This is a genomic window from Methylobacterium sp. NFXW15 (genome assembly GCF_049887755.1).
Classification (GTDB): Bacteria; Pseudomonadota; Alphaproteobacteria; order Rhizobiales; family Beijerinckiaceae; genus Methylobacterium.
The window spans coordinates 115860-139922 of the sequence record NZ_JAGEKG010000008.1; the positions used below are offsets into that span (position 1 = coordinate 115860).

Consider the following 24063-nt stretch of genomic DNA (forward strand, 5'->3'; position numbering starts at 1 on the left):
TTCATTCTTGAGGCTTTATTTACCATGACAGGCGCAGGGTCGGCCGGTCCTCACAGACTGGCCGACGCCGGATGTTCCTGTTCACCACCACGGCTACACCCCCGGAGATCCCGACGCCGCCCGCGCTCGTGCGTCCCGCACCGGCTCCGGTCGTGCAGGCGATCCGCGACGGGGCGAGCGCCACGGGCGTCGGCTTCGATTACCTCCTCGCCACGGCGCGCCGTGAATCGGCTCTCGATCCCGCGGCCAAGGCACCGACCTCCAGTGCCACGGGGCTGTTCCAGTTCATCGAGCAGACCTGGCTCGGCACGATGAAGAACGCCGGCCCGCAGCTCGGGCTGCAGGCGCAGGCGGATGCCATCGTCCGCCAGTCGGACGGCACTTACGCCGTCGCCGACCCGTCTCAGAAGCAGGCGATCCTGGATCTGCGGCGCGACCCGAAGGTCGCCTCCGTGCTGGCAGGCGCCCTGACCCAGAAGAATGCCCAGGCCCTGCAAGCCGCCATCGGCCACGAGCCGACGGCGGGCGATCTCTACGCCGCCCACGTCCTCGGGGCGAAGGGCGCCGCCAGCCTGATCGGCACCGCCAAGACCTTTCCCGAGCGCGTGGCCGCCCTCGACCTGCCGGAGGCCGCCGCCGCCAACCGGTCGCTGTTCTACGACCGCTCCGGGCGCCCGCGCACGGCGGCCGAACTCTATGCCAGCCTCTCGGCGGCGGCCCAGGGTGCGAACGCCAATGCCGCACCCGTCGCGATCCGCCAGGACAGCCCGTCCGAGGCTCAGGCTATCCCGCCTTCGGCCAACGCCTACGTCTCGACGGCCACCGCCTTCGGCGGCGGCTCCGATCTGCGCAGCCTGTTCCAGACCGATCGCCGCGCGACCGCCAACGATGCCGTCGCCAAGCTCTGGCAGGGTCGGACCTCCGGCACCGCCACCGCGCGGCCCGCGCCGTCCTACTTCCCGCGCTCGAACGAGGCCGAGAGCCCCATCGCGCCGCCACTCCTCGCCTCGGCCGATCCCGAAGACATCCCGGCGGTGACGGGCTCGCTGGCGAGCGAGGTCGTTCCGCCCGGTCCGGCCCTCACCCACGCCCCGCTGCCGCCCCGCCGCCCGGCGGAATTCGGCGCGCCCCCGTCCGCGAACACCCTGTTCGCCCCAAGGAGAGGCCCATGATCAAGAAGTCCATGATCATCCGCCAATTCCTGGCCCTGACCCTCAACGCGCCGGCGGATCGCCGGGCGCAAGGGGCAGCGGCCATGGCGCGGGCCTACCTCTACGGTAACCTCGATGCGGAAGCCTCGTGGGAGGCGAAGACCGCCCTGTTGAGCCTCCTCGACGATCCGGCCCCCTCTGTGCGCCGGGCGCTCGCGGAGGTCTGTGCCGATTCCGCCCGCAGCCCGCGCCCGATCGTGGTCGCCCTGTCCTGCGATGGGTTCGAGGTGTCCGAGCCGATCCTCGCCCGCTCCCCGGTCCTCACCGAGGCCGATCTGGTCGAGGCCGCCGCCCTCGGCGACGAGGAGGCGCGCGAAGTGATCGCCCGGCGCCACCACCTCACCCCGGCCGTGTCGGGGGCACTCGCCGAGATCGCGGATCTTCCGACCCTGGTGGCGCTCGCAGGCAACCCGACCGCGCGGATCACCGGCGGGCGCCTCCTGCGGATGATCGAGCGGTTCGGCCACGAGGCCGACCTGCGCGAGGCCCTCCTCGCCCGGCACGACCTGCCGCCTGAAGTGCGCCACGCCATCGCCATGGCGCTCGCCAAGAGCCTTTCCTCCTTCGCCACCGAACGTGGCTGGCTCGGCGCGGCGCGCTCCGAGCGCATCAACCGCGAGATCGCGGAGCGCACCGCCCTCGACCTCAGCGCTGGAGCGGGCGCGGCGGCGACCTCCCGCCTCGTCGGCTACCTGCGCGGCACGCACCAGCTCAATGCGGGGCTGATCCTTCGCGCCATCCTGTCGGGGCGGATCGAATTCGCGCAGACGGCCTTCGCGGATCTGTCGGGGCTCGACCATGCGGTCGTCGCCCGCGCCATGCGCGATCCGAAGGCGGTGGCCGGGCTGCATGAGCGGGCGCGCCTGCCCGCCGCCCTTCTCCCCGCGATGCAGGCGGTGCTGTCGGCATGGCGCGACACCGCCCGCACGGAGCCGAACGGCGCCGTGAGGGCAGCGGGCCTCTCCCGCCGGATGATCGAACGGGCCATCGAGGCTTGCGAGGGCTGGGAGAGCCCCGAGATCCGCAGCGTCGTCGCGCTGCTTACCCGGTTCGAAGCCGAGGCCGCCCGCGACGAGGCGCGCGAGACCACCCGCGCGATCCTGGCCGAGGCCACGGCGCGCGAGGCCGCCGAGCGCGAACGCCTCGCCGCCGACGCCGCCTGGAAGGAGGCGCTGGACGCCCATCGCCGGGCGCAGGGCTTCGCAGAGGCCACCCCCGTCGAGACGCCGGTCAAGGAAGGCCGGACCGACCCTGTCGGCGCGATCCTCGAATCCCTGCCGGATCAGATCATCGACTGGTTCCGCAAGGGCCGGGAGCCCGCGCCTGTCGAGGCCGTGCCGGAGACGATCCTCACCGAACTCGACACCGCCCTCATCGCCGAATTCCGCGCGAGCCGTACGAGCCCGGCGAAGGACAGCATCGCCATCGCCGCGTGAAGGCGCCCCGCGCCGGTCCTATTCGGCCGCGCGGGCCTGGACCGTCGCCCCGCCATCCTCGACGAGGCCGAAGCGGGCGATGGCGCCGTCGAGGCGCAACGCGGCGTTGATCAACGCCATGTGCGAGAAGCCCTGCGGGGTGTTGCCTCGCTGCTCGCCGGTCACGGGATCGATCTCCTCCGCGAGAAGCCCGACATCGTTGCCGCGCGCCAGCAGGCGCTCGAACGTGGCCTTGGCCTCGCCGGTCCGCCCGTCGAGGGCGAGGCAGCCGACCCGCCAGAAGGCGCAGGCCGTGAAGGCCCCCTCGTCGCCCTCGAACCCATCCTCCATCCGGTATCGGTAGATCAGATCGCCCGCGCCGAGTTCCTGCTCGATGGCGGCGAGCGTCGCGCGCAGGCGCGGATCGGACGGGTCGATGGCCCCGAACAGGGCGACGCGCAGCACCGCCGCGTCGAGATGGTGCGAGCCGTAGGCGCCGGTGAAGGCGCCGCGCTCCTCGCTCCAGCCCTTGTCCAGATACTCCGCGCGGACCTCGGCGGCGATCCGCTCCCACTCCGCGATTGTGTCGCCGGGCACCCCGTCGATCCGGCGGGCAATGCGGGCGGCATCGGTGAGCGCCACCCAGATCATCGCCTTGGTATGGACCTGCTGACGCGGTCCGGTGCGCAATTCCCAGATACCGTGATCGGCATCGTGCCGGTGGCGGATCGCACGGGCGGTGAGGTTCTCAAGCACCCTCGGCAGGCGATCGTTGACCTTCTCAGGCGGGTCGTAATCCACCGCTTCGAGGAAGACGCAGAGGGCGCGGATCAACTCGCCGTAGATGTCGTGCTGATCCTGCCCCTCGGCAGCGTTGCCGACCAGCACCGGGCCGACCCCGTTCCAGCCCGCGAGATGGGTCAGCGCCTCCTCCGGCGGGATGTCGTCGCAGACGCCGTACATCAGCTTGGTTTCGCGGCCGAAGGTGTCGTCGCGCTCGCGCAGGAAGCGCAGGAATTCGGAGGCCTCGCGCACGTAGCCGAGCATGACGAAGGCCGTCACCGTGAAGGCGGCATCGCGCATCCACGTGAACCGGTAATCGAAATTGCGGTTGCCGGGCACGGCCTCCGGCAGGCCGGCGGTCGCGGCCGCGACGATGCCGCCCGAGGGCGAATAGGTGAGGAGCTTGAGGCAAAGCGCCGAGCGCAGCACCGCCTCCCGGTAAGGGCCGCGATAGGTGCACCGGCCGCTCCAGCGGCGCCAGTATTCCTCTGTGCCGGCGAGGCTCCTCTGTGCCCCGGCAAGATCGTCGATACCGGCGCCCTCCGAATCCTCGCCATGGGTCAGGACGAGATAAGCCGTCTCCCCCGCCGCGAGACGGAACGTCACCGTGGCCGTATCGCCCTCGATGCGCGGGCAGGGGGCTGCGTTGACGCGGATCCGCCAATCCCCCGCCTCGAACAGGACGGAGCCCTCCGCCTCGATCGGCGTGCAGGCCCGGCGGGCATAGTCGAAGGTGGGGCGCACGGTGAAGACACCTTCGACCGTGCCCTCTTCGCAGGTGAGGAGGCGGATCAGGCGGCTCTCGCCCTCGCCATCCGGCCCCTCCTCGGGTTCGGGTGAGGGCGGGTTGACGGGCATCAGGTCGGTCAGGACGGCGCGGCCCGTCCGCGTCGTGAGGGTCGTCTCCAGGATGTTGGTGTCGGGACGGTAGTGCCGACGGGTGCCTGTGAGCCCCGCCAGCGTGACGGCGCAGGAGCCACCCTTCTCGTCATCCAGAAGCTTCACGAACAGCGCAGGCGAATCGTGACGCGGCCAGCACAGCCAGTCGATCGAGCCGTCGCGGGCGATCAGCGCGCAGGAATGGGTATCGCCGACGATGGCGTAATCGCTGATGGGCTTCGACACTGGATTTCCGGTTGGGCCGCCAAATGGGCGGCAAAGGACAGTCCCCACCGTTGAGGTAGCCGATGGCGGGTCGGTGGGGAGGCGGGCTCGACGATTCGCCGCATGGCCTCAGGGCCGCGGCAGCATCCGGTCGCTGATGATCCGGCGCTGAATCTCGCTGGTCCCCTCGAAGATCGTGGTGAGGCGGGCATCGCGCCAGTATCGCTCCACCCGGCGCTCGGTCGTGTAGCCGTTGCCCCCATGGAGTTGCATCGCTTGGTTCGTCACCCGCACCGCCATCTCGGTGCAGGTGAGCTTCACCATGGCCGATTCCGCCTCAGCCGGTTCGCCCTGATCGAGGAGATGGGCGACCTGCTGCCAGAAGGCACGGGCTTGCGTCACATCGGCGGCCATGTCGGCCAGCGCGAAGCGAAGCGCCTGGAAGTCGCCGATCGGGTGGCCGAACTGTTCGCGCTCCTGAAGGTAGAGCTGGCAATCCTCGACCGCCGCCCGCGCGACGCCGACCGCCCGCGCGGCGGTGTGGACGCGGGCGATGTTCAGCCCGCGCTGCACGGCGGCGAACCCGCCGGAATCCGCATCCGCCCCCTGGTCGCCGTAGAGGCCGGTGAGACGGTCGCTCTCGGGCACCCGCACCCCTTCGAGGTCGAGCTCGAAGGTCTCGAAGCCGTGATAACCGATCTTATCGATCACCCGGCCCTTCATGCCTTCGGGGAAGGTGCCGGGCTGCTTGACCACGAGGAAGGGCTCCAGCCCGGCCGAGCGGAATTCGCCCGGCTTCGGCTCGCGGGTCCGCGCCAGAACCTCGATGAAGTGGGCGCCCTTGGCGAAGCCCGCCCAGCGCTTGCGGCCGGTGAGCACCCAGGTATCGCCCTCGCGCACGGCCTTGGTCGATACGCCCGCGAGGTCCGAGCCCGCATTGGGCTCCGACAGGGAGATCGAACCGATCCACTCGCCCTTTGCGGACCGGCGCATCAGGGCGGAACGGCGCTCGGGATCGAGGGTCTGGGTGCCGAGCCCCTGGCCCCGCGCCAGGATCGAGCCCACCGACAGCCAGGACCGGGCGAGTTCCTCGGAGACGAGACAGTATTCGAACACGCCGAGCCCCAACCCACCATGCTCCTGCGGGATGGTGATGCCGAACCAGCCTTTCGCGGCCATGGCCGCGATGAGGGAGGGCGGCATCTGCGCCTTCTGCGGGTCGAGTTCGTCGGCGATCGGCATCACGGTCTCGCGGGCGAAGGCGCGGGCCTCGGCCTGCAGCGCGGCCCGCGCCTCGGTGCGCCAGGGGGAAGCCAGCTCCGGCGGCTGCGGTGCGATCGTGTCACGGCGTGTATCGCTGCGTGTCATGGTGCCTCCCCGTTCGATCTCGCGGGGCTGGAAACACCGGTTTACAAAATGGTTCCCTCCGGGATCTTCGAATATCGGCGTCGTGGGGCCATAATCGGAGGATGACGCTTGCCGATCCACTCCTCGATACCCGCGCGATGACCAATTCCGCCGCCCCCCACATTCTCGTGGTGGAAGACGACCGCGAGATTTCTGCCCTCGTGGCGCGCTATCTGCGCGGCAACTATTGCCGCGTGACGATTGCCGGGGACGGTCGCGAGATGGACCGGGCCCTCGCGGAAGCGCGCATCGACCTCATCGTGCTCGACCTGATGCTGCCGGGCGAGGACGGGTTCAGCTTGTGTCGCCGTCTGCGCGAGACCTCTCAGATCCCGATCCTGATGCTCACGGCGAAATCCGAGGAGGTGGATCGCATCCTCGGGCTCGAACTCGGCGCGGACGACTATCTCGGCAAGCCGTTCAACCCGCGCGAGCTGCTCGCCCGCATCCGGGCGATCCTGCGGCGGGTCTCGGCCGAGGCCCCCGAAGAGGATGAGCGCAAGCGCCTGCATTTCGCGGGCTGGACCCTCGACGTGTCCCTGCGTCAGCTCCTGAGCCCCGAAGGCGCGCGGGTGGCGATCACGGGGGCGGAGTTCGACCTGCTCCACGCTCTCTGCCTTCGGCCAGGGCGGGTGCTCTCGCGTGACCAGCTCTTGGATCTGACGCAGGGGAGGGCGGCCGGGCCGTTCGAGCGCAGCATCGACGTCCTGGTCTCGCGCATCCGGCAGAAGATCGAGCGCGATACGCGTAACCCTGAATACATCCGCACCATCCGCTCGGGCGGCTACCTGTTCACGCCGGAGGTCACCCGGTCATGACGCTGGCGGCCCTGCGCGCCCGCCTGCGCCCGCGAAGCATCGCGGGGCAGATGGCACTCCTCGTCGTCGCGGGCATCGCCGTGGCGCATGCGGTGGCCACGATGTCGTTCTTCCTCCTGCACGAGCCGCAAAACCCCGACACGCTGCCTGGTGTCGCCGCCGCGCGGGTCGGCGTGCTGGCCCGCCTCCTCGATGTCGCCGAGCCCTCCGCGCGCCCGGCCCTGATCGCGGCGGGCGCGCGCTCCCTGCCCTTGGTCGAGGTCGAACCCTGGGACGGCGTGGCGCCCCCCGGCGCCGAGCCCGCCCCGGACCGGGCGATCGTTCGCCGCCTGCGCGCCGCCGCCGGACGCCCGGTGACGGTGACGAGCCTCAAGCCCTCCGGCAACAGCGAATTCCTGCATGTCGGCATCGTCACCGGCAACGGCGCGATGCTGCGCGCCACCCTGGCGGACGATCCCCTGCGCCCGCCGCGCCAGGGCGCCTTGATCTTCACCGTGGTGTTCCTGGCCCTGACGCTGGCCCTGCTCTGCCTTTGGGCGACGCGGGCGCTCACGGCGCCCCTGGCCCGGCTCGCGAGCGCGGCGGAAGCGTTCGGTGCAAGGGACGACCACGTCGCCCTGCCCCAATCCGGTCCGCAGGAGGTGCTCGCCGTCTCCAGCGCCCTCGACCGGATGCGCTCCCGCGTCCGGCGGCTGATCGACGACCGCACGCAGATGCTCGCCGCGATCAGTCACGATCTGCGCACGCCGATCACCCGTCTACGCCTGCGCGCCGAGTTCATCGAGGACGAGTCCGCCCGCGCGGCGACTTTGCGCGACCTCGACCAGATGAACGGCCTCGTGGAGGCGGCCCTGTCCTTCGTCCGCGACGGGCAGGCGCGGGATCCCGGCAGCCACAGTCTCGTGGACCTCGCCTCGGTGGTGCAGACGGTCTGCGATGGCTTCGCCGATATCGGGGCGCCCGTCACCGTGGAGCGCAGCCGCCATGTCCTCGTGCGCGGCCAGCCCGACGAATTGCAACGGGCGGTCACCAACCTCGTGGACAACGCCGTGAAATACGGCGGCCGGGCCAGCCTGACGATGGAAGGATCGGCGCGCGGGGTGCGGATCTGCGTGCTCGATCAGGGGCCGGGCATTCCCGATGCGGAGCGCGAGACGATGCTGCAGCCTTTCGTGCGCGGCGACCGGGCGCGCAATCTCAATGCGGCGAGCGGCTTCGGCCTGGGTCTCTCGATCGTTCAGGCCATCGTGGAGGCCCATGACGGGCGCCTGACCTTGGAGAACCGCCCCGAAGGCGGCCTCTGTGCGGCGATCGAGTTGCCGCTGGCCTCGCGGGATTTCTCGGGCGGGAAGCCGACGCCGCCCGCCGCCGAGGAACCGGCCGCGCGGGCTGCATGAGCGGCTCGAACCGTTCGAACCCTCTCCTCTCCCCGTAGACGGGGAGAGGAGGCATCCTGTTCCTACGCCGCCCGGACGTTCTGGAGGAACTGGGCGACCTCGGCCCGCAGACGCTCGGATTGCGTGGCGAGATGGCCCGTGACCTCGGCCACCGAAGCCGCGGCCCGGCCTGCCTCGTCGGCCACGCGGGCCACCTCGGCGATGTCCGAGGTCATGGCGCTGGTGCCCTCCGACGCCTGGGTCATGCTGCGCACGATCTCCTGTGTCGTCGCGCCCTGCTGCTCGACCGCCGCCGCGATGCCGGTGGTGGTGCGGTTCATGGCTTCGATCTGCGTCGTGATCGACTGGATCGCCACCGACGCGCCGCCGGTCGCAGCCTGGATCGCCGCGACCTGCTGCCCGATCTCGTCCGTGGCGCGGGAGGTCTGGGCGGCGAGTTCCTTCACCTCGTTGGCCACCACGGCGAAGCCCCGTCCGGCCTCGCCCGCGCGGGCGGCCTCGATCGTGGCGTTAAGGGCCAGGAGGTTGGTCTGGCCCGCGATGGCCGAGACCATCCGCACCACATCGCCGATGCGGGTCGCGACAGCGGAGAGATCCGCCACCGTCCTGCCCGCGCGCTCGGCCTCCTGCACCGCCGCGTCCGACATGCCCGCCGCCTGCTCGACCTGACGGCTGATCTCGGACACCGTCGCGCCGAGTTCCTCGGCCGCCGCTGCCACCGTGGTGACACTGGCTGCGGTCTGGTGCGCGGCGCTCGCCACGTTGGCCGAACGCTGCGAGGTCTCGCCGACCGCGTAGCTCATCGTGCCGGAGGTGCCTCCGAGAGTCGTGACCGCGCCGCTGACGTCACCGACGATCCCGACCACGGACCGCTCGAAATTGTCCGCAAGGTCCTGAAGCATGGCGCGGCGGGCCTGCTCTTCGCGAAGCCGGGCCGCCTCGGTCGTGCGCAACTGCTGCGCAGCCTCCTCCAGCGTCATGTCGCGGATCGTCACGACGGCGCGCGCGATGTCGCCGATCTCGTCGGCGCGGCGGCTGCCGGGCACCTCGGCGAGGTCCTCGCGTGCGGCCAGCGCCTTGAGTGCGCGGGTGAGGGCGCCGAGCGGCCTCACGATGGAGCGGGCGAGCAGCAGGCCGAGCACGGCCGTCGCCGCCAGAACGGCGAGGCCGATCATGATGAGCGTGTGCGAGAGCGACTGCGCATCCTGAAGCGCCTCCGCCTCGGATTGCTCGGCGATGACGGTCCAGGGCGCACCATGGACGGAGACCGTCGCGGCGGCGGCCATATGGGGGCCGTTCACCGCCTCATAGCTGAAGCTTCCGTTGCCGGATCCGCCCAAGGACAGAATGCCGAGATCCTTGATCGCGGTGCCCGCCTTTTCCGCGTTGAGCGGCGGATCGCTGCGCAGCCGCCCATCCTGGCCCGCAGCCAGCACCTGTCCGGTCTCACCGAGTCCCGTGCGCTTGGCGAGCACTTGGTTGAACAGGGCAGGCGTGACGCGCATGACGATGAAGCCGATGCGCTCCACCGCCTGCGAGGTCCCCATGGCGACGTTGGCGCGCTTCGTCATCGCCCGGCCGATGAAGGCCGAGGGCACGCCGCCGACCGGGTAGGCGGAGAAATCCTCGAACAGGACGGCATTCGGCTCAGCCGTCTTCAGCCGCTCCACGAGGCGACCGAGACCGGTCTCCTTGAGCGGACCCTCCGCCACGGTGCCCGCGAAATCCTCGCTCTTGGTCGTGGTGTAGGCGATCCGGCCGTTTTCATCGACGAAGAGCAGGTCGCCATAGCCCGGCTGCGCCACCAGCTTGCGGGCGATCTCCTGCACTTTGCCGTGGCGGCGTCCATACATCCCCGTGCCCGCACCGCCATCGAGGGCGATGCGCTCCTCGACGGTCTTGGGCGCACGGAAGGCCTCGATCACCGTCGCGTAATCGGATTTGCCCGGATCGAGGGTTTCGATCAGGTCCGGGAAGTTCGAGACGACCTGCGGATGGGCGGCGACGGCCACGAAATCGGCGTGCATGCGCTCGGCCGTGAGTTCGATGCTGTCCCGCCGGGCGGAGGCGGCGAGTTGGAGGCGATCCCCCGCCGCAGTCAGGAGGCTCGCCCGGGCTGAATACCAGCTGATGCCACCCATTGTGGCGGCACTCATCAGGGCCAGACCGATCGTCATGGCCGGAAGACGCGTGCTCAGCCGCGATGAATTCAACATAATGGAGCGCCCCACTCTTATTGTGGGTTGCACCCTAGGAGCGGCTGATTGAGATAGCTTTAAGGGGAGCGCAATTTGTAATTGATGCCCGACACCGTTCGAGATCTGATATCGCGGCTTTTACGCCCTTTTGACTGTTTCGATTGGGCCGATGCCGGTCGGGCGTTCTGCTTGACATGTTTTCCGTCAAACTGACATCCATTTCAGGACGTCGGCCTCGACCATGTCCGCGCGCGATCCGGAAAGCACGACCTGTCCGCGATCCATCACGGCGTAATGATCGCAGAGGTCGCGCGCCCATTCGAAGTACTGCTCGACCAGCACGATCGCCATCTCGCCCTTGCCGCGCAGGTAGGTGATGGCTCGGCCGATATCCTTGATGATCGAAGGCTGGATGCCCTCCGTGGGCTCATCGAGGACGAGGAGTTTCGGCCGGGTGACGAGGGCGCGGCCGATGGCGAGCTGTTGCTGCTGGCCGCCAGACAGGTCGCCGCCGCGCCGATGCAGCATGTCCTTCAGGACGGGGAACAGGTCGTAGATCTCGGCGGGGACGTGCCGGTCCCGCCGCTTGAGGGGAGCGAAGCCGGTCTCGAGATTTTCCTTCACCGTGAGCAGGGGAAAGATCTCCCGGCCCTGGGGCACGAAGGCGACGCCCGCCCGCGCCCGGTCATAGGGCGCCAGCCCCTGGATCTCGCGGCCATCGAGGCGGATCGCCCCGCCCTTCACCGCTTGCTGTCCCACGATGGCCCGGAGGAGGGAGGTCTTGCCCACGCCGTTGCGGCCGAGAACGGTCGTGACCTGCCCGGCCTCGGCCTTCAGGGACACGCCGCGCAGGGCCTGCGCCGCGCCGTAATACAGGTCGATGCCTTCGACGCTCAGCATGATGTTGTGGCCCCGGCTCGCTGTTGAAGCCCAATCTCGTGATTGCGAGCATCGCGAAGCAATCCAGGGATGCGGACCGCCTCCGAACGTGGCGCTGCCCTGGATTGCTTCGCTTCGCTCGCAATGACGGCGGGTGATGAAGGGGAGGGCGCGGTCATCACCGCCCCAGATACACTTCGACCACCTTCGGGTCGGCCGACACGGCGTCGATGGAGCCTTCCGCCAGCACCGCGCCCTCGTGCAGGCAGGTGACGCGGCACTGGAGTGCGCGCACGAAATGCATGTCGTGCTCCACCACCACCACCGCGTGCTCACCTGCGATCCGCCGGAGCAGATCGGCCGTCTGCGCGGTCTCGGCATCGGTCATGCCCGCGACCGGCTCGTCCACGAGGAGGAGCTTCGGATCCTGCGCGAGCAGCATGCCGATCTCCAGCCACTGCTTCTGCCCGTGGCTGAGATCGGCTGCGGGACGGGCGCGATGGGTGATGAGCCCGACGGTGGTCAGGATCGCGTCGATGCGCTCCGCCGCCACGCGATTGCGCCAGCCGAACAACGAGGCCGCCGCCGCGCGGGGACCCTTCAGGGCCAGCAGGATGTTGTCCGCCACCGTGTGGCTCTCGAACACGGTCGGCTTCTGGAACTTGCGACCGATGCCGAGGTCGGCGATGGCCGGCTCGTCCAGTGCCAGCAGGTCGTGCTTCCCGTCGAACAGGGCGATGCCGCTGTCGGGCTTCGTCTTGCCGGTGATGCAATCCATCATCGTGGTCTTGCCGGCGCCGTTCGGACCGATGATCGCGCGCATCTCCCCCGGCAGCAGCGTCAGCGACAGGCCGCGCAGGGCCTTGTAGCCGTCGAAGGTCACGCGCAGGTCATCGACGTAAAGCAGCGCGTCGGTGACTTTCGTCTTGTTGGCGGGGCCCGGCGCCGACGCGGGTCGTTCCATGAGGTCGGTGCTCACGATCCCTGCCCCTCTTCCGCGAGCTTCGGCGCGATCTCGGGTTCCGGCGGGAGCTTGGCCGCCGCCCGGCGGCTGCCGAACCTCTCCACCAGCGTGCCGACGATGCCGCGCGGCATGAACAGCGTCACGACGACGAACAGGGCGCCGAGCGCAAAGAGCCACGCATCGGGCATCGCGCCCGTCAGTACGGTCTTGGCGTAGTTGACGACGACGGCCCCGAGCGCCGCGCCGACCAGCGTCCCGCGCCCGCCGACGGCGACCCAGATCACCGCCTCGATGGAATTGCCCGGTGCGAACTCGCCGGGATTGATGATGCCGACCTGCGGCACGTAAAGGGCGCCCGCGACGCCCGCCATCATCGCCGAAACGGTGAAGGCCAGCGTCTTGAAGTGCTCCGGCCTGTAGCCGAGGAAGCGCGTGCGGCTCTCGGCATCCCGCACGGCGATGAGGATCTTACCGTAGGCCGAGACCGTCATCACACGGGCGATGAGGTAGCCGAGCGCCAGCGCGAGGCCGGTCGCCACGAAGATGCCGACCCGGAAACCCTGCGACTGGACATTGAAGCCCAGCAAGTCCTTGAAATCGGTCAGACCGTTATTGCCGCCGAGCCCCATGTCGTTGCGGAAGAAGGCGAGCATCAGGGCGTAGGTCATCGCCTGGGTGATGATTGACAGGTAGACCCCCGTCACGCGCGAGCGGAAGGCGAGCCAGCCGAACAGGAAGGCGAGCAACCCCGGCACGAGCAGCACCATCAGGGCTGCGAAGGCGAAATGGTCGAACCCGTACCAATACCAGGGCAGTTCCTTATAGTTCAGGAACACCATGAAGTCGGGCAGGATCGGGTTGCCGTAGACGCCCCGGCTGCCGATCTGGCGCATCAGGTACATGCCCATCGCATAGCCGCCGAGCGCGAAGAACGCTCCATGGCCGAGCGAGAGGATGCCGCAATAGCCCCAGACGAGGTCCAGGCTGACCGCGAGCAGGGCATAGGCGAGATACTTGCCGAACAGCGAGACGAGGTAGGTCGGCAGGTGCAGGCCGGAGCCCTCCGGCACCGCCAGGTTCAGCAGCGGCACCGCAAGGCAGAACGCCGCCAGGACGGCCAGAAAGATCCAGCCCTTGAGGTCGATGAGGCGGGTCATGGGGCGGCTCCGGGCATACCCACGATCATTGCTTCGCTGATGCTCGCAATGACGGCGCAGGTCGGGGAACGGGAGGCGATCACGACTCCACCGCCCGGCCCTTCAGCGCGAACAGCCCGCGCGGGCGCTTCTGGATGAACAGGATGATGAAGATCAGGAGCCCGATCTTCGCGAGCACGGCGCCGATATACGGCTCCGCGAGCTTGTTCACGACTCCGAGCGTCAGGGCCGCGACCAGCGTGCCCCACAGGTTGCCGACGCCGCCGAACACCACCACGAGGAACGAGTCGATGATGTAACCCTGGCCGAGATTGGGCGAGACGTTGTCGATCTGCGACAGGGCCACCCCGGCGATGCCCGCGATGCCGGAGCCGAGGCCGAAGGTCAGCGCATCGACATAGGGCGTGCGGATGCCCATGGCGGCGGCCATGCGCCGGTTCTGGGTGACGGCCCGGGTCTTCAGCCCGAACGACGTTCTTCGCAAGACGAACAGTAAGCCGAGGAATACCGCCATCGCGAACAGGATGATCCACATCCGGCCCCAGGTGATGGACAGGCCGTAGAAATCGAAGGCACCGCTCATGAAGGCCGGGGCACCAACCTCGCGGTTCGTCGGCCCGAAGATCGAGCGCACCCCCTGCTGCAGGGCGAGGCTGACGCCGAAGGTGGCGAGCAAGGTTTCCAGCGGGCGCCCGTAGAGGAACCGGATGATGAACCGCTCGATCAGAACGCCGACCAGCCCCGCCACGAGGAAGGCGCAGGGGATGCTGATGGCCAGCGACCACGGGAACAGGGCGGGCGCCTTCGTGCGGATCGCCTCCTGCACGAGATAGGTCGTGTAGGCCCCGAGCATCACCATCTCACCATGGGCCATGTTGATGATGCCCATCACGCCGAAGGTGATGGCGAGCCCGATGGCGGCGAGCAGCAGCACAGAGCCCAGCGAGATGCCGTACCAAACGTTCTGAAGCGCCCCCAGGATCGCGAGCCGGGTCTCGATGGCCGAGATGCCCCGCCCGGCAGCAGCGCGCACCGCCTCGCTCGGATCGGCTTGGAGGCCGCGCAGGATACCCATGGCGTCGCCGTCCCCCCGCTTCTGAATGGCGGGGACCGCCGCGAGTTTCTCGGCTTCGGACGTGCCGGGCTTGGCGAGGAGGACCGCCGCGCGGGCCTCGGCCATGGCCTGCTTGATGCCTGCATCCTTCTCCCGCGCGAGGGCCGCATCGAGGGCGGGGAGGGCGGCCGCGTCACGGGCCTTGAACACGGCATCCGCCGCCTCCCGCCGCTTGGCCGGATCGGGGCTCATGAGGTTCAACTGGCCCTGAGCCGCCTCGATGCCCCGGCGGACACGGTTGTTGGCGCGCACGGGCTTGAGGGTCGCATCGTCGGACGCGGCGGCGCCGGTCTTCGCGTCGACCAGGGTACTGCCCTGGCGGATGAACAGCGCCTTGTCCGAGGGCCGCGCCAGGAGGCGCCCGTCGGACAGGGCCGAGAGCACGGCCCCGGCGCGCGGATCGCCGCTGGCGGCGAGCCCGGCGACGCCCGCCTCGATCTCGGCATAGCCGTCGCCCGCGAGTTGCGCGTAGGGGTCCGGCGTCTGGGCCAAGGCCGGGCCGGCGAGGAGCAGGACGAGGAGGGTAATAAGGCGGATCATTCTTTTCTCATCTCGGATGAGCCGGCGCCGACAACGAAAGGGGCGCCGGTCCCCCTGCCCCACGCCCGGAGATCAGTGCGTGACGCGAACCACCGCTCTCGATCCCTTCGCTCCCTCATCCTGAGGTGCGGCGAAGCCGCCTCGAAGGAGGGCTCCAGGGATCGCGGAGCTTTCTGGAGCTCTCCTTCGCGGCCCGCCGAAGCGGGCACCTCAGGATGAGGTCCAGGGTGGGATGAGTCGGTCAGCGATCCCCGCTCGTGGAGCAAGCAAGGCGAAGGACTTACGCCCCGCCGCACTTCTTGGTCTTGGTGTTGTAGTTGCCGCAGTTGAGCTTCACCCAATCGGCCTCGAGGTCCTTCGAACCTTCGAGCTGCTTGGACCACGCCTCGCCGGGGATCAGCTTGTCGGTCTTCCACACCACATCGAACTGGCCGTTGGCCTCGATCTCGCCGATGAAGACCGGCTTGGTGATGTGGTGGTTGGGAAGCATCGTTGCGGTGCCGCCGGTGAGGTTCTTCTGCTCGATGCCCGGCAGCGCGGCGATCACCTTGTCCGGATCGGCGGTACCCGCCTTCTCGACCGCCTTCACCCACATGTTGAAGCCGATATAGTGGGCCTCCATCGGGTCGTTGGTGACGGCCTTGGCGTTCTTCTTGAACGCCTGCCACTTCTTGATGAACTCCTCGTTCTCCGGGGTCTTGATCGACTCGAAGTAGTTCCAGGCCGCGAGGTGTCCGACCAGCGGCTTGGTGTCGATGCCCGCGAGTTCCTCTTCGCCGACCGAGAAGGCGACGACAGGGATGTCGGTCGCCTTGATGCCCTGGTTGCCGAGCTCCTTGTAGAACGGCACGTTGGCATCGCCGTTGATGGTCGAGACGACGGCGGTCTTCTTGCCCGCCGAGCCGAACGCCTTGATCTTCGACACCTCGGTCTGCCAATCCGAGAAGCCGAACGGCGTGTAGTTGATCATGATGTCCTCGGCCGCGACCCCCTTCGACTTGAGGTAGGCTTCGAGGATCTTGTTCGTCGTGCGGGGATAAACGTAATCGGTGCCCTCCAGCACCCAGCGCTTCGCGCCGCCGCCATCCTCGGACATCAGGTAATCCACCGCCGGGATCGCCTGCTGGTTCGGGGCGGCGCCGGTGTAGAACACGTTGCGCTCGCTCTCCTCGCCCTCATACTGGACGGGGTAGAACAGGACGTTGTTCAGCTCCTTGAAGACCGGCAGCACGGACTTGCGCGACACGCTGGTCCAGCAGCCGAACACGGCGGAGACCTTGTCCTTCGAGATCAACTCGCGGGCCTTCTCGGCGAAGAGCGGCCAGTTCGAAGCCGGATCGACCACCACCGGCTCCAGCTTTTTGCCGAGCACGCCGCCCTTGGCGTTCTGCTCGGCGATGAGCATCAGCATCGCATCCTTGAGGGTCGTTTCCGAGATCGCCATCGTGCCCGACAGCGAGTGCAGGATGCCGACCTTGATGGTGTCTTCCGCCCGCGCGGCGCCTGTCGAAAGCGCGCCCAGGGCAAGGCCGGCGGCCATCGCGGCGGCCGAACTCCACGTCTTCCAAGTCTTCACGGTCTTCCCCTTGTCGTCTGCACGAGACGTCGCAACCGGAGGCAATGGCCGTGCCAGTTTTTTGGGCAGAAACGAGGATTGCTTTCCTGACGAGCACGCAGCGCCGCTTGGGCCGTCATCAGGAGCGGTCCGGTCTCTGCTAGAGCCGCTCTCGTTTTCCGGAGAAACCGATGCCGCATGAACGCGACGAGGACAGCAGGCACATCGCCTTGATCGGCGCGCCGATCGAGGTCGGTACCAGCGAGCCGGGCGCTTTGATGGGCCCGGCGGCACTGCGCACCGCCGGGCTCGTACGGACGCTGCGGGACCTCGGCCACATGGTCGAGGACCGGGGTGATGTCGCCCCGGCCGGGTTGGCGCCAGGCGCGACCGGCCTGACCGCGGTGGCGGCCTGGGCAAAGGCCCTCTCGGCGTCCGTCGAGTCGGCGCTTGCGGAGGGCGCGGTGCCGATCGCCGCCGGGGGCGACCACAGCCTGTCGCTCGGCTCCGTCGACGGGGCGATGCGCCATTGCGCCCGGACGGGGCGTCCACTCCGGGTGCTGTGGCTCGATGCCCATGCCGATTTCAACACGCCGGAGACCTCGCCCTCCGGCAATGTCCATGGGATGCCGCTGGCGGCGCTCTGCGGCGAACCGGGCTTCACCGGCCTGTTCCGTGAGCCGTCACCGTCACCACTCGACCCACGCCACGTCCACCTCTTCGGCCTGCGCTCCGTCGATGCGGGTGAGCGCGCCCTGGTCCGCGCCCGCCGGGTCGGCGTCACAGACATGCGCGCCATCGATGAGTTCGGCGTAGTCGCGCCCCTGCGCCGGGTGCTCGAACACGCGTCGGCCGAGAACGCCCATCTGCATGTCAGCCTGGATATCGACTTCCTCGATCCCTCGATTGCCCCCGCCGTCGGCACGGCGGTACCCGGCGGCGCCACCTTCCGCGAGGCGCATCTCATCATGGAGATGCTGCACGATTGCGGTTTGGTCGGCTCCCTGGACGTGGTCGAACTGAACCCGTTCCTGGACGAGCGCGGTCGCTCGGCACGGGTGCTGGTGGAGTTGGTGGCCAGCCTGTTTGGTAGGCGCATCCTCGACAGACCGTCCTCCTCGGAGGCATTGCCCACGGAAGAGGCAGGGCGCGGATGAGGGGCATGCACATTCAGGAGGCAAACTGCGACGCTCCCGCAGGCGTCGCCGCGCGTCAGAGGTCTGTCGGGCGGATCCGGCTCGTCGTGGGACCGAGCGGGGAGGGCGGGCCGACGCGGATCCGCGACCTCGCCGAATCCGGCCCGTCGCGGCTGCGGTTCCCCCGCGTCGGCGGGGCGCCGGAAGCCGTGCTGGTCAACACGGCGGGTGGCGTCGCCTGCGGTGACGATTTCCGGGTGGAGCTCGACCTCGCGGCGGGGAGCGAACTCGTCTTCACCACGACGGCGGCGGAGAAGATCTACCGCTCGGATGGGCCGGAGAGCCGCGTCGAGAACCACGTCACGATCGGAGAGGGGGCGCGGCTCGCTTGGCTGCCACAGGAGACGATCCTGTTCGATCAGGCCCGCCTGCGCCGCCGCTTCGAGGTCGATCTCGCGCCGGGGGCCGGGATGCTCGCCGTCGAGATCGTGGCCTTCGGCCGCGCGGCGCGGCGGGAGCGGATCGGGGAGGGGCTCTTCGCCGATGCGTGGCGGGTGCGGCGGGACGGGCGCCTGACCTATGCCGACACGGCGCTGATCCAAGGGCCGATCTCCGACCTCTTGGCCCGCCCCCCGATCGGCGGTGGCGCGAGCGCAGCGGCGACCCTGCTCGACCTCGACCCCGGCGCGGCGGCTCGCCTGGAGGAGGCGCGCGCCGAACTGGAACGCCTCGACCGGCCAGCGGACGGTATCGAGGCCGCCGCCAGCGCCTGGAACGGGCATCTCGCCCTACGGATGCTCGGTCCGGCGGTAGGACCGCTGCGAGAGCGCGCTGCCCGGTTCCTCTCGGCCTATCGCAGGCTGCCGATGCCGCGCGTGTGGCAGACCTGAATTGGCGCCATCTGGCCCGTTGCCTGTCAGGGGGAACCTCTGCTAGAGACGCGGCCTCCGGGGTCGTCCGCCAGACCCCGCGCGGCTCACGCCGTGATCGCGATGGCCTCGTGGCGGAGTGGTTACGCAGAGGACTGCAAATCCTTGTACGGGGGTTCGATTCCCTCCGAGGCCTCCAATCTTTCCAGACAGCACGATGACGATGCAGCCCCGCGCCCTGAAGGCCGGGGCTTTTTCGTTCCGCCCTCACGGACCGCGTTGCCTTTCGGCAACAAATCGGTCGGCGGCAAAATTGGCGTCGAACAGGACTTGCGCGGTCCGTCGGCGCTGTGTAGAGACACCCCCGTGATCCCCGATAGCTCAGTTGGTAGAGCAGGCGACTGTTAATCGCCTTGTCGCAGGTTCGAGTCCTGCTCGGGGAGCCATCACACTAACAACTCCCTCACATCGCTAGCGTCTTTGCTTCGACGGCCACGCTTTGTGCTGTGGTTCGGCCAAGCTTTGGCGTTCAGGCGCACGGGAATACGGCGAGCCACCTGATCCGAGCCTGCCACGAAGGTCCGGCTCGCAGGGCGCCATCAGCCTTCGACATCGCCCCAAGCGCAGCGAAGCCATCCGAGGGTCCGCGCCGCCCGGGGGCGTTTTGCGGTCTTGGATGGCTTCGCTGTACTCGACGAGATGACCTGACCAGCCCCTGATCGGGGCTGAGCGGCCTTATTCCCGCGAGGCCATCATGTCGTGGGTGAGGACGGTCAGCTTGCCGATCAGGCTGGTCAGGTCGCCCTTGCGGCAGGACCATTGCGTGCCGATCGCCTCGCCGTCCGACGAGACCGAGACCACGGCGACTGAGCGCAGCTTGCCCTCGCGTGCGAGGGCGAGTTGGTCCTGCAGCACCTCGATCACGGAGGCGACCGCCTCATCGGTGATCGTCGGCGCGAGGCGGGCCGGGAAGGCCACGACAGTCGCCTCTTCCGCCTGGCTGGACTTGTTCATCGGCTCCGCCGCTCCTGTTCCTGCGATCCCCTCTCCATGCGGGCCGCGTTCGTACAGAGTGTGGCAGCTTATCCTTACCGGGACAGATCAACCGGTGGGCGTGGTATCCGGGTCACACTTCAAGCTAGGCAATCTGCACCGCGGAGCAATATCGCGGCTGCGAACGTTATTGGTTGATGAGCATTGCCCACGACCATTCCCATACCGTCGAGATCGTGCCCAGTTCGGGCGCCTCGCCGACCTTTCGCTGGATCATCCGCCGCCAGGACGGCACGCCCGTCCGGCAATCGCCCTATGCCTTCTCGACCGAGAAGGGGGCGCTCATTTCGGCAGATTGCTGGCGGCGCGAACTCTCCGAAGCCGGGATCCGCTGAAACCTCCTGCCGCGACAGCGATTCTACCAGCAATTGAAAATTTGCTCTCGCGAGGAACGGCAACCCACAAGTGTTGCCTCAATCGAGAGCACTAGGCACAAAACAAAAAAGCAAGGCCCCAGGGCCTTGCTTTTAAATTTACCAGTTGTTCGGCCTTGAATTGCCCGACGCATTGCCTGCGTGGTGGCCGGTTTTTCCTCCCGAGACTCGGACCCTGCGCCAGCCCCTCGGGGCGTCGCAAACATCGCGGCACGCTTATAGGAACAACAATGCGTGCTGTCACCGGGGTTGGAGAAAAAATCTGCGCTTTTTTGCCGACCCGTGGAACTGACCGCTCGCGCCGGGGTTGCGCCCCGCCATCCGGTAAAGCCTGAGCGGTCGTTCCCGGACAGGATCCGCTTGTTTTTTGCCACAGTGACGTGTTGTGTGCCCGTCGCCGGGCGCCTTGAGGCCCCGCAGGCCTCCTTTCGAAGCGATCGATGCGTCTCTCCCGCTACTTCCTCCCGACCTTGCGCGAGACGCCCAAGGAAGCCGAGATCGTCTCTCACCGCCTGATGCTGCGCGCCGGCTTGGTGCGGCAGGAATCGGCCGGCATCTATGCATGGCTGCCGCTCGGGCTGCGGGTCCTGAACAAGGTCTGCGACGTGATCCGCCGGGAGCAGGAGCGCTCGGGCGCCGTCGAGATCCTGATGCCGACGGTGCAATCGGCCGAGCTGTGGCGCGAATCCGGCCGCTACGATGCCTACGGCAAGGAGATGCTGCGCCTGAAGGACCGTCACGAGCGCGAAATGCTCTACGGCCCCACCGCCGAGGAGATGGTCACCGAGATCTTCCGGGCGAGCGTGCGCTCCTACAAGGATTTGCCCAAGAACCTCTACCAGATCTCGTGGAAGTTCCGGGACGAGGTGCGTCCGCGCTTCGGCACCATGCGCTCCCGCGAATTCCTGATGAAGGACGGCTATTCCTTCGACTTCGATCAGGCGACGTCCCGCCACGCCTATAACAAGGTGTTCGTCTCGTACCTGCGCACCTTCGCCGGGCTCGGCCTGAAGGCGATCCCCATGCGCGCCGATACCGGCCCGATCGGCGGCGATCTCTCGCACGAGTTCATCATCCTCGCCCAGACCGGCGAGAGCGAGGTGTTCTGCGACAAAGCCTATCTCGACATGGAGATTCCACCCGAGAACGTCGATTTCGACGACGTCGCCGGCCTCCAGGGCCTCGTGGACGCCTGGACCTCGCGCTACGCCGCGACGGAGGAGATGCACGAGGCGGATGCCTTCGCCGAGGTGCCCGAGGAGAGTCGACTCTCCGCCCGTGGCATCGAAGTGGGGCACATCTTCTATTTCGGCACCAAGTATTCCGAGCCGATGAATGCCAAGGTCGCCGGGCCGGACGGCATCGAGCGGCCGGTCCATATGGGCTCTTACGGCATCGGCCCAAGCCGCCTCGTCGCCGCGATCATCGAGGCCTCGCATGACGAGGCCGGGATCATCTGGCCGGATGCGGTGGCTCCGTTCGACGTGGCGCTGATCAACCTGAAGGTCGGCGACGCGGCGACCGATGCCGCCTGCGCGCAGATCCAGAGCGAGCTCGAGGCCGCCGGCCTCTCTGTTCTCTACGACGACCGCGACGAGCGGCCGGGCGCCAAGTTCGCCACCGCCGACCTGATCGGCCTGCCCTGGCAGGTCGTGGTCGGGCCGAAGGGCCTCGCCGAGGGCAAGGTCGAGTTGAAGCGGCGTGCGGGCGGCGAGCGGGAGAGCCTGCCGGCGATCGACCTCCTGGCACGCATCAAGCGCGTCTGAGGCGGCCCGATGGCGGGGCGCGAGACCTTCGACCGGCTGAGGGGGCAGGCGGCCCATTGGACGTCGGGCTTCGTCGCGGCCATGCGCGCGGGCACGCCGCCCTTCGCCCCGTTCGAATGGCTTCTGGCGGGCCGCTATCTCCGCGCCCGGCGGCGGGGTGGGGGCGTGTCCGTCGTCGCCTTCTTCTCGGTGCTCGGCATCGCGCTCGGTGTCGCGACCCTCATCATCGTGCTCTCGGTGATGAACGGCTTCCGGGCCGAGTTGCTGTCGAAGATCGTCGGCATCAACGGCCACCTCTTCGCGACGCCCATCGACCGCTCGTTCAACGATTGGCAGGACCTGTCCGAACGCCTGTCCAAGGTGGCGGGGGTGAAGTCGGCGGTGCCGCTGGTCGAGGGACAGGCCTTCGCCTCCTCGCAATATGGCGGGTCGGGCGTGCTGGTGCGCGGAGTGCGGGCGCAGGATCTCGATTCGCTCGCCGCCGTCACCACGTCGGTCCGCGGCGGCACCCTCGAAGGCTTCGATGACGGCACGGGCGTGCTGATCGGCAAGCGCCTCGCGGACACGCTCGGCCTTCAGGCCGGGGACACGATCACCCTCTCGACGCCGAAGGGCGCCTCGACCCCCTTCGGCACGGCGCCCCGCACCAAGAGCTACACGGTGAAAGCGGTGTTCGAAGTCGGCATGACCGAGTTCGATCAGACCTTCGTGTTCATGCCGCTTACCGAGGCACAAACCTTCTTCAACCGCGAGGGCGACGTCTCGCTCATCGAGATCTACGTCGACGATCCCGACCATGTGGGCGACATGCGCGAGCCCCTGGAGATGGCGGCGGAGCGCCCCCTGCTGCTCACCGATTGGCGCCAACGCAACCGCACCTTCTTCGGAGCCCTCGAAGTCGAGCGGAACGTGATGTTCCTGATCCTCAGCCTGATCGTGGTGGTGGCGACGCTGAACATCGTCTCCGGCCTGATCCTGCTGGTGCGGGACAAGTCGAGCGACATCGCGATCCTGCGCACCATGGGGGCGACGCCCGGCACGATCATGCGGGTCTTCCTCATCAACGGCGCCTTGATCGGCGTGGTGGGCACGCTGTCGGGGCTGGTGCTCGGCATCGTCATCACCCTGAACATCAAGCCGATCCAGCGTTTCCTCTTCCCCGGTGCCTGGGATCCGACCGTACGCTTCCTCGCGGAGATCCCCGCCGAGATGAATCCGCGCGAGATCGTGGCGGTGGTCGTCACCACGCTGATCCTGTCGCTCGCCGCCACCCTGTATCCCTCGTGGCGCGCCGCCCGGCTCGATCCGGTGCAGGCCCTGCGCTACGGCTGAGGCCCCTGTCCATGAGCTCCGGCCCCGCTGCCGCCGACGCCCCGCCGGTCCCGGCCCTGTTCTTCGCACAGGTCGAGCGCCGCTACGCCCAGGCCGAGGGCGCCCTGGAAATCCTGCGGGGTACCGATCTCGCGATCTGGCCGGGGGAACTCGTCGCCCTCGTCGCCCCCTCGGGCGCGGGCAAGTCGACGCTCCTCCATCTCGCCGGGCTGCTCGAACGGCCGGACGGAGGCGAGGTCTATATCGGCGGGCGCCCGACCGCCGCGATGGGGGATGCCGAGCGCACCCGACTGCGCCGCGAGGAGATGGGCTTCGTCTACCAATTCCATCACCTCCTGCCCGAGTTTTCGGCGCTGGAGAATGTGATGATGCCCCAGCTCATCCGGGGCCTGAAGCGTGGCGAGGCCAAGTCGCGCGCCTCCGAACTCCTCACGTTCCTCGGACTCGGCGAGAGGCTGGTCCATCGCCCGGCCGAACTCTCCGGCGGCGAACAGCAGCGCGTCGCCATCGCCCGCGCGGTCGCCAACGGGCCGCGCCTTCTGCTCGCGGACGAGCCCACCGGCAACCTCGACCCCGGCACGGCGGGTCATGTCTTCTCGGTGCTGATGTCGCTGGTGCGGGCCTCGGGGCTGGCCGCCCTGGTCGCGACCCATAACCTCGATCTCGCCGCCCGCATGGACCGGCGGGTGACGATCCGCGACGGTCAGATTACGCCGCTCGACTGACGCAAGCCGTCATCGTTTCGCGGCCCTTCCCACCCTCGCCCTCATCCTGAGGTGCCCGCGCCAGCAGGCCTCGAAGGAGGGCTCCAGAAGACTCGGCGAACCCTGGGGCCCTCCTTCGAGGCGGCTTTCTCCGCACCTCAGGATGAGGATAAGGCTTGGGATGGGGCCTCTCCCTCCTCAACCCTTCGTCAACCATCTTCAAACGCCACGTGATGTCCGTTCAAATCTCCGCTTTCAAAAGAACAAAACAAGAACATACTGCCTCA

19 protein-coding genes and 2 tRNA genes are annotated in these 24063 nt (G+C 68.5%); 12 read left to right on the top strand and 9 right to left on the bottom strand.

Features of this window, described 5'->3' with window-relative positions; translation table 11 throughout:
* Positions 1–71 precede the first annotated feature (71 nt).
* Both J4O73_RS18225 and J4O73_RS18230 read left to right on the top strand, forming a co-directional pair.
* Positions 72–1172, top strand: coding sequence for a lytic transglycosylase domain-containing protein (locus J4O73_RS18225; protein WP_426219601.1), 1101 nt, complete (start codon positions 72–74; stop codon positions 1170–1172).
* Entirely contained in the window at positions 1169–2647 is a 1479-nt protein-coding gene (locus J4O73_RS18230) for a DUF2336 domain-containing protein (RefSeq protein WP_426219602.1), read from the top strand. Before J4O73_RS18225 ends, J4O73_RS18230 begins: the two co-directional genes overlap by 4 nt.
* 18 nt (positions 2648–2665) lie before the next feature.
* Here J4O73_RS18230 and J4O73_RS18235 read toward each other — a convergent pair whose 3' ends face one another.
* Together J4O73_RS18235 and J4O73_RS18240 are read right to left on the bottom strand one after the other, a co-directional pair.
* The gene (locus J4O73_RS18235; protein ID WP_426219603.1) at positions 2666–4534 is read right to left on the bottom strand and encodes a glycoside hydrolase family 15 protein; all 1869 of its coding nucleotides are present in this window, start codon (positions 4532–4534) and stop codon (positions 2666–2668) included.
* A gap of 108 nt (positions 4535–4642) precedes the next feature.
* Positions 4643–5881 (bottom strand): acyl-CoA dehydrogenase family protein, encoded by a 1239-nt coding sequence (locus J4O73_RS18240; RefSeq protein WP_426219604.1) that lies wholly within the window; start codon positions 5879–5881, stop codon positions 4643–4645.
* Between the two features lie 101 nt (positions 5882–5982).
* Between J4O73_RS18240 and J4O73_RS18245 the strand changes: the two genes are divergently transcribed.
* Positions 5983–6738 carry a response regulator gene (locus J4O73_RS18245; RefSeq protein WP_426219605.1) on the top strand — a complete coding sequence of 252 codons (756 nt, stop codon included), beginning with the start codon at positions 5983–5985 and terminating at the stop codon, positions 6736–6738.
* The gene (locus J4O73_RS18250) at positions 6735–8135 is read left to right on the top strand and encodes an ATP-binding protein (protein WP_426219607.1); all 1401 of its coding nucleotides are present in this window, start codon (positions 6735–6737) and stop codon (positions 8133–8135) included. Before J4O73_RS18245 ends, J4O73_RS18250 begins: the two co-directional genes overlap by 4 nt.
* Before the next feature lie 62 nt (positions 8136–8197).
* On the opposite strand, the gene J4O73_RS18255 is transcribed toward J4O73_RS18250, so the two are convergent.
* The 6 genes from J4O73_RS18255 to urtA form a co-directional block, all read right to left on the bottom strand.
* Complete coding sequence (locus J4O73_RS18255) at positions 8198–10351, bottom strand: methyl-accepting chemotaxis protein (RefSeq protein ID WP_426219608.1); 2154 nt, start codon at positions 10349–10351, stop codon at positions 8198–8200.
* 186 nt (positions 10352–10537) lie between these two features.
* Positions 10538–11233, bottom strand: coding sequence for an urea ABC transporter ATP-binding subunit UrtE (gene urtE / locus J4O73_RS18260; RefSeq protein ID WP_426219610.1), 696 nt, complete (start codon positions 11231–11233; stop codon positions 10538–10540).
* A 157-nt stretch (positions 11234–11390) separates the two neighbouring features.
* Positions 11391–12191, bottom strand: coding sequence for an urea ABC transporter ATP-binding protein UrtD (gene urtD, locus J4O73_RS18265; RefSeq protein ID WP_426219612.1), 801 nt, complete (start codon positions 12189–12191; stop codon positions 11391–11393).
* Positions 12188–13333: an urea ABC transporter permease subunit UrtC gene (gene urtC, locus J4O73_RS18270; RefSeq protein WP_426219614.1), complete on the bottom strand. Its 1146-nt coding sequence runs from the start codon at positions 13331–13333 to the stop codon at positions 12188–12190. Before urtC ends, urtD begins: the two co-directional genes overlap by 4 nt.
* A 79-nt stretch (positions 13334–13412) precedes the next feature.
* Positions 13413–14987, bottom strand: coding sequence for an urea ABC transporter permease subunit UrtB (urtB, locus tag J4O73_RS18275; protein ID WP_426219616.1), 1575 nt, complete (start codon positions 14985–14987; stop codon positions 13413–13415).
* Between the two features lie 280 nt (positions 14988–15267).
* Complete coding sequence (urtA, locus tag J4O73_RS18280) at positions 15268–16527, bottom strand: urea ABC transporter substrate-binding protein (protein ID WP_426219820.1); 1260 nt, start codon at positions 16525–16527, stop codon at positions 15268–15270.
* Between the two features lie 206 nt (positions 16528–16733).
* Here urtA and rocF point away from each other — a divergent pair, with 206 nt between their 5' ends.
* The 4 genes from rocF (at position 16734) to J4O73_RS18300 (ending at position 18993) form a co-directional block, all read left to right on the top strand.
* Positions 16734–17699 carry an arginase gene (gene rocF, locus J4O73_RS18285; protein WP_426219618.1) on the top strand — a complete coding sequence of 322 codons (966 nt, stop codon included), beginning with the start codon at positions 16734–16736 and terminating at the stop codon, positions 17697–17699.
* A gap of 5 nt (positions 17700–17704) precedes the next feature.
* Positions 17705–18568: an urease accessory protein UreD gene (locus J4O73_RS18290; protein WP_426219620.1), complete on the top strand. Its 864-nt coding sequence runs from the start codon at positions 17705–17707 to the stop codon at positions 18566–18568.
* 104 nt (positions 18569–18672) lie between these two features.
* Positions 18673–18746: transfer RNA gene (locus tag J4O73_RS18295), tRNA-Cys, on the top strand.
* 171 nt (positions 18747–18917) lie between these two features.
* Positions 18918–18993: transfer RNA gene (locus tag J4O73_RS18300), tRNA-Asn, on the top strand.
* 289 nt (positions 18994–19282) lie between these two features.
* Here the strand turns inward: J4O73_RS18300 and J4O73_RS18305 are convergent.
* Positions 19283–19561 (bottom strand): hypothetical protein, encoded by a 279-nt coding sequence (locus J4O73_RS18305; protein WP_426219622.1) that lies wholly within the window; start codon positions 19559–19561, stop codon positions 19283–19285.
* Between the two features lie 176 nt (positions 19562–19737).
* Between J4O73_RS18305 and J4O73_RS18310 the strand changes: the two genes are divergently transcribed.
* From J4O73_RS18310 to J4O73_RS18325, 4 genes are all read left to right on the top strand, one after another.
* Positions 19738–19935 (top strand): hypothetical protein, encoded by a 198-nt coding sequence (locus tag J4O73_RS18310; RefSeq protein WP_426219624.1) that lies wholly within the window; start codon positions 19738–19740, stop codon positions 19933–19935.
* 479 nt (positions 19936–20414) lie between these two features.
* Positions 20415–21740: a proline--tRNA ligase gene (gene proS / locus J4O73_RS18315; RefSeq protein WP_426219626.1), complete on the top strand. Its 1326-nt coding sequence runs from the start codon at positions 20415–20417 to the stop codon at positions 21738–21740.
* 81 nt (positions 21741–21821) lie between these two features.
* Positions 21822–23072, top strand: coding sequence for a lipoprotein-releasing ABC transporter permease subunit (locus J4O73_RS18320; protein WP_378975634.1), 1251 nt, complete (start codon positions 21822–21824; stop codon positions 23070–23072).
* Between the two features lie 11 nt (positions 23073–23083).
* Complete coding sequence (locus J4O73_RS18325) at positions 23084–23797, top strand: ABC transporter ATP-binding protein (protein ID WP_426219628.1); 714 nt, start codon at positions 23084–23086, stop codon at positions 23795–23797.
* Positions 23798–24063: the final 266 nt, after the last annotated feature.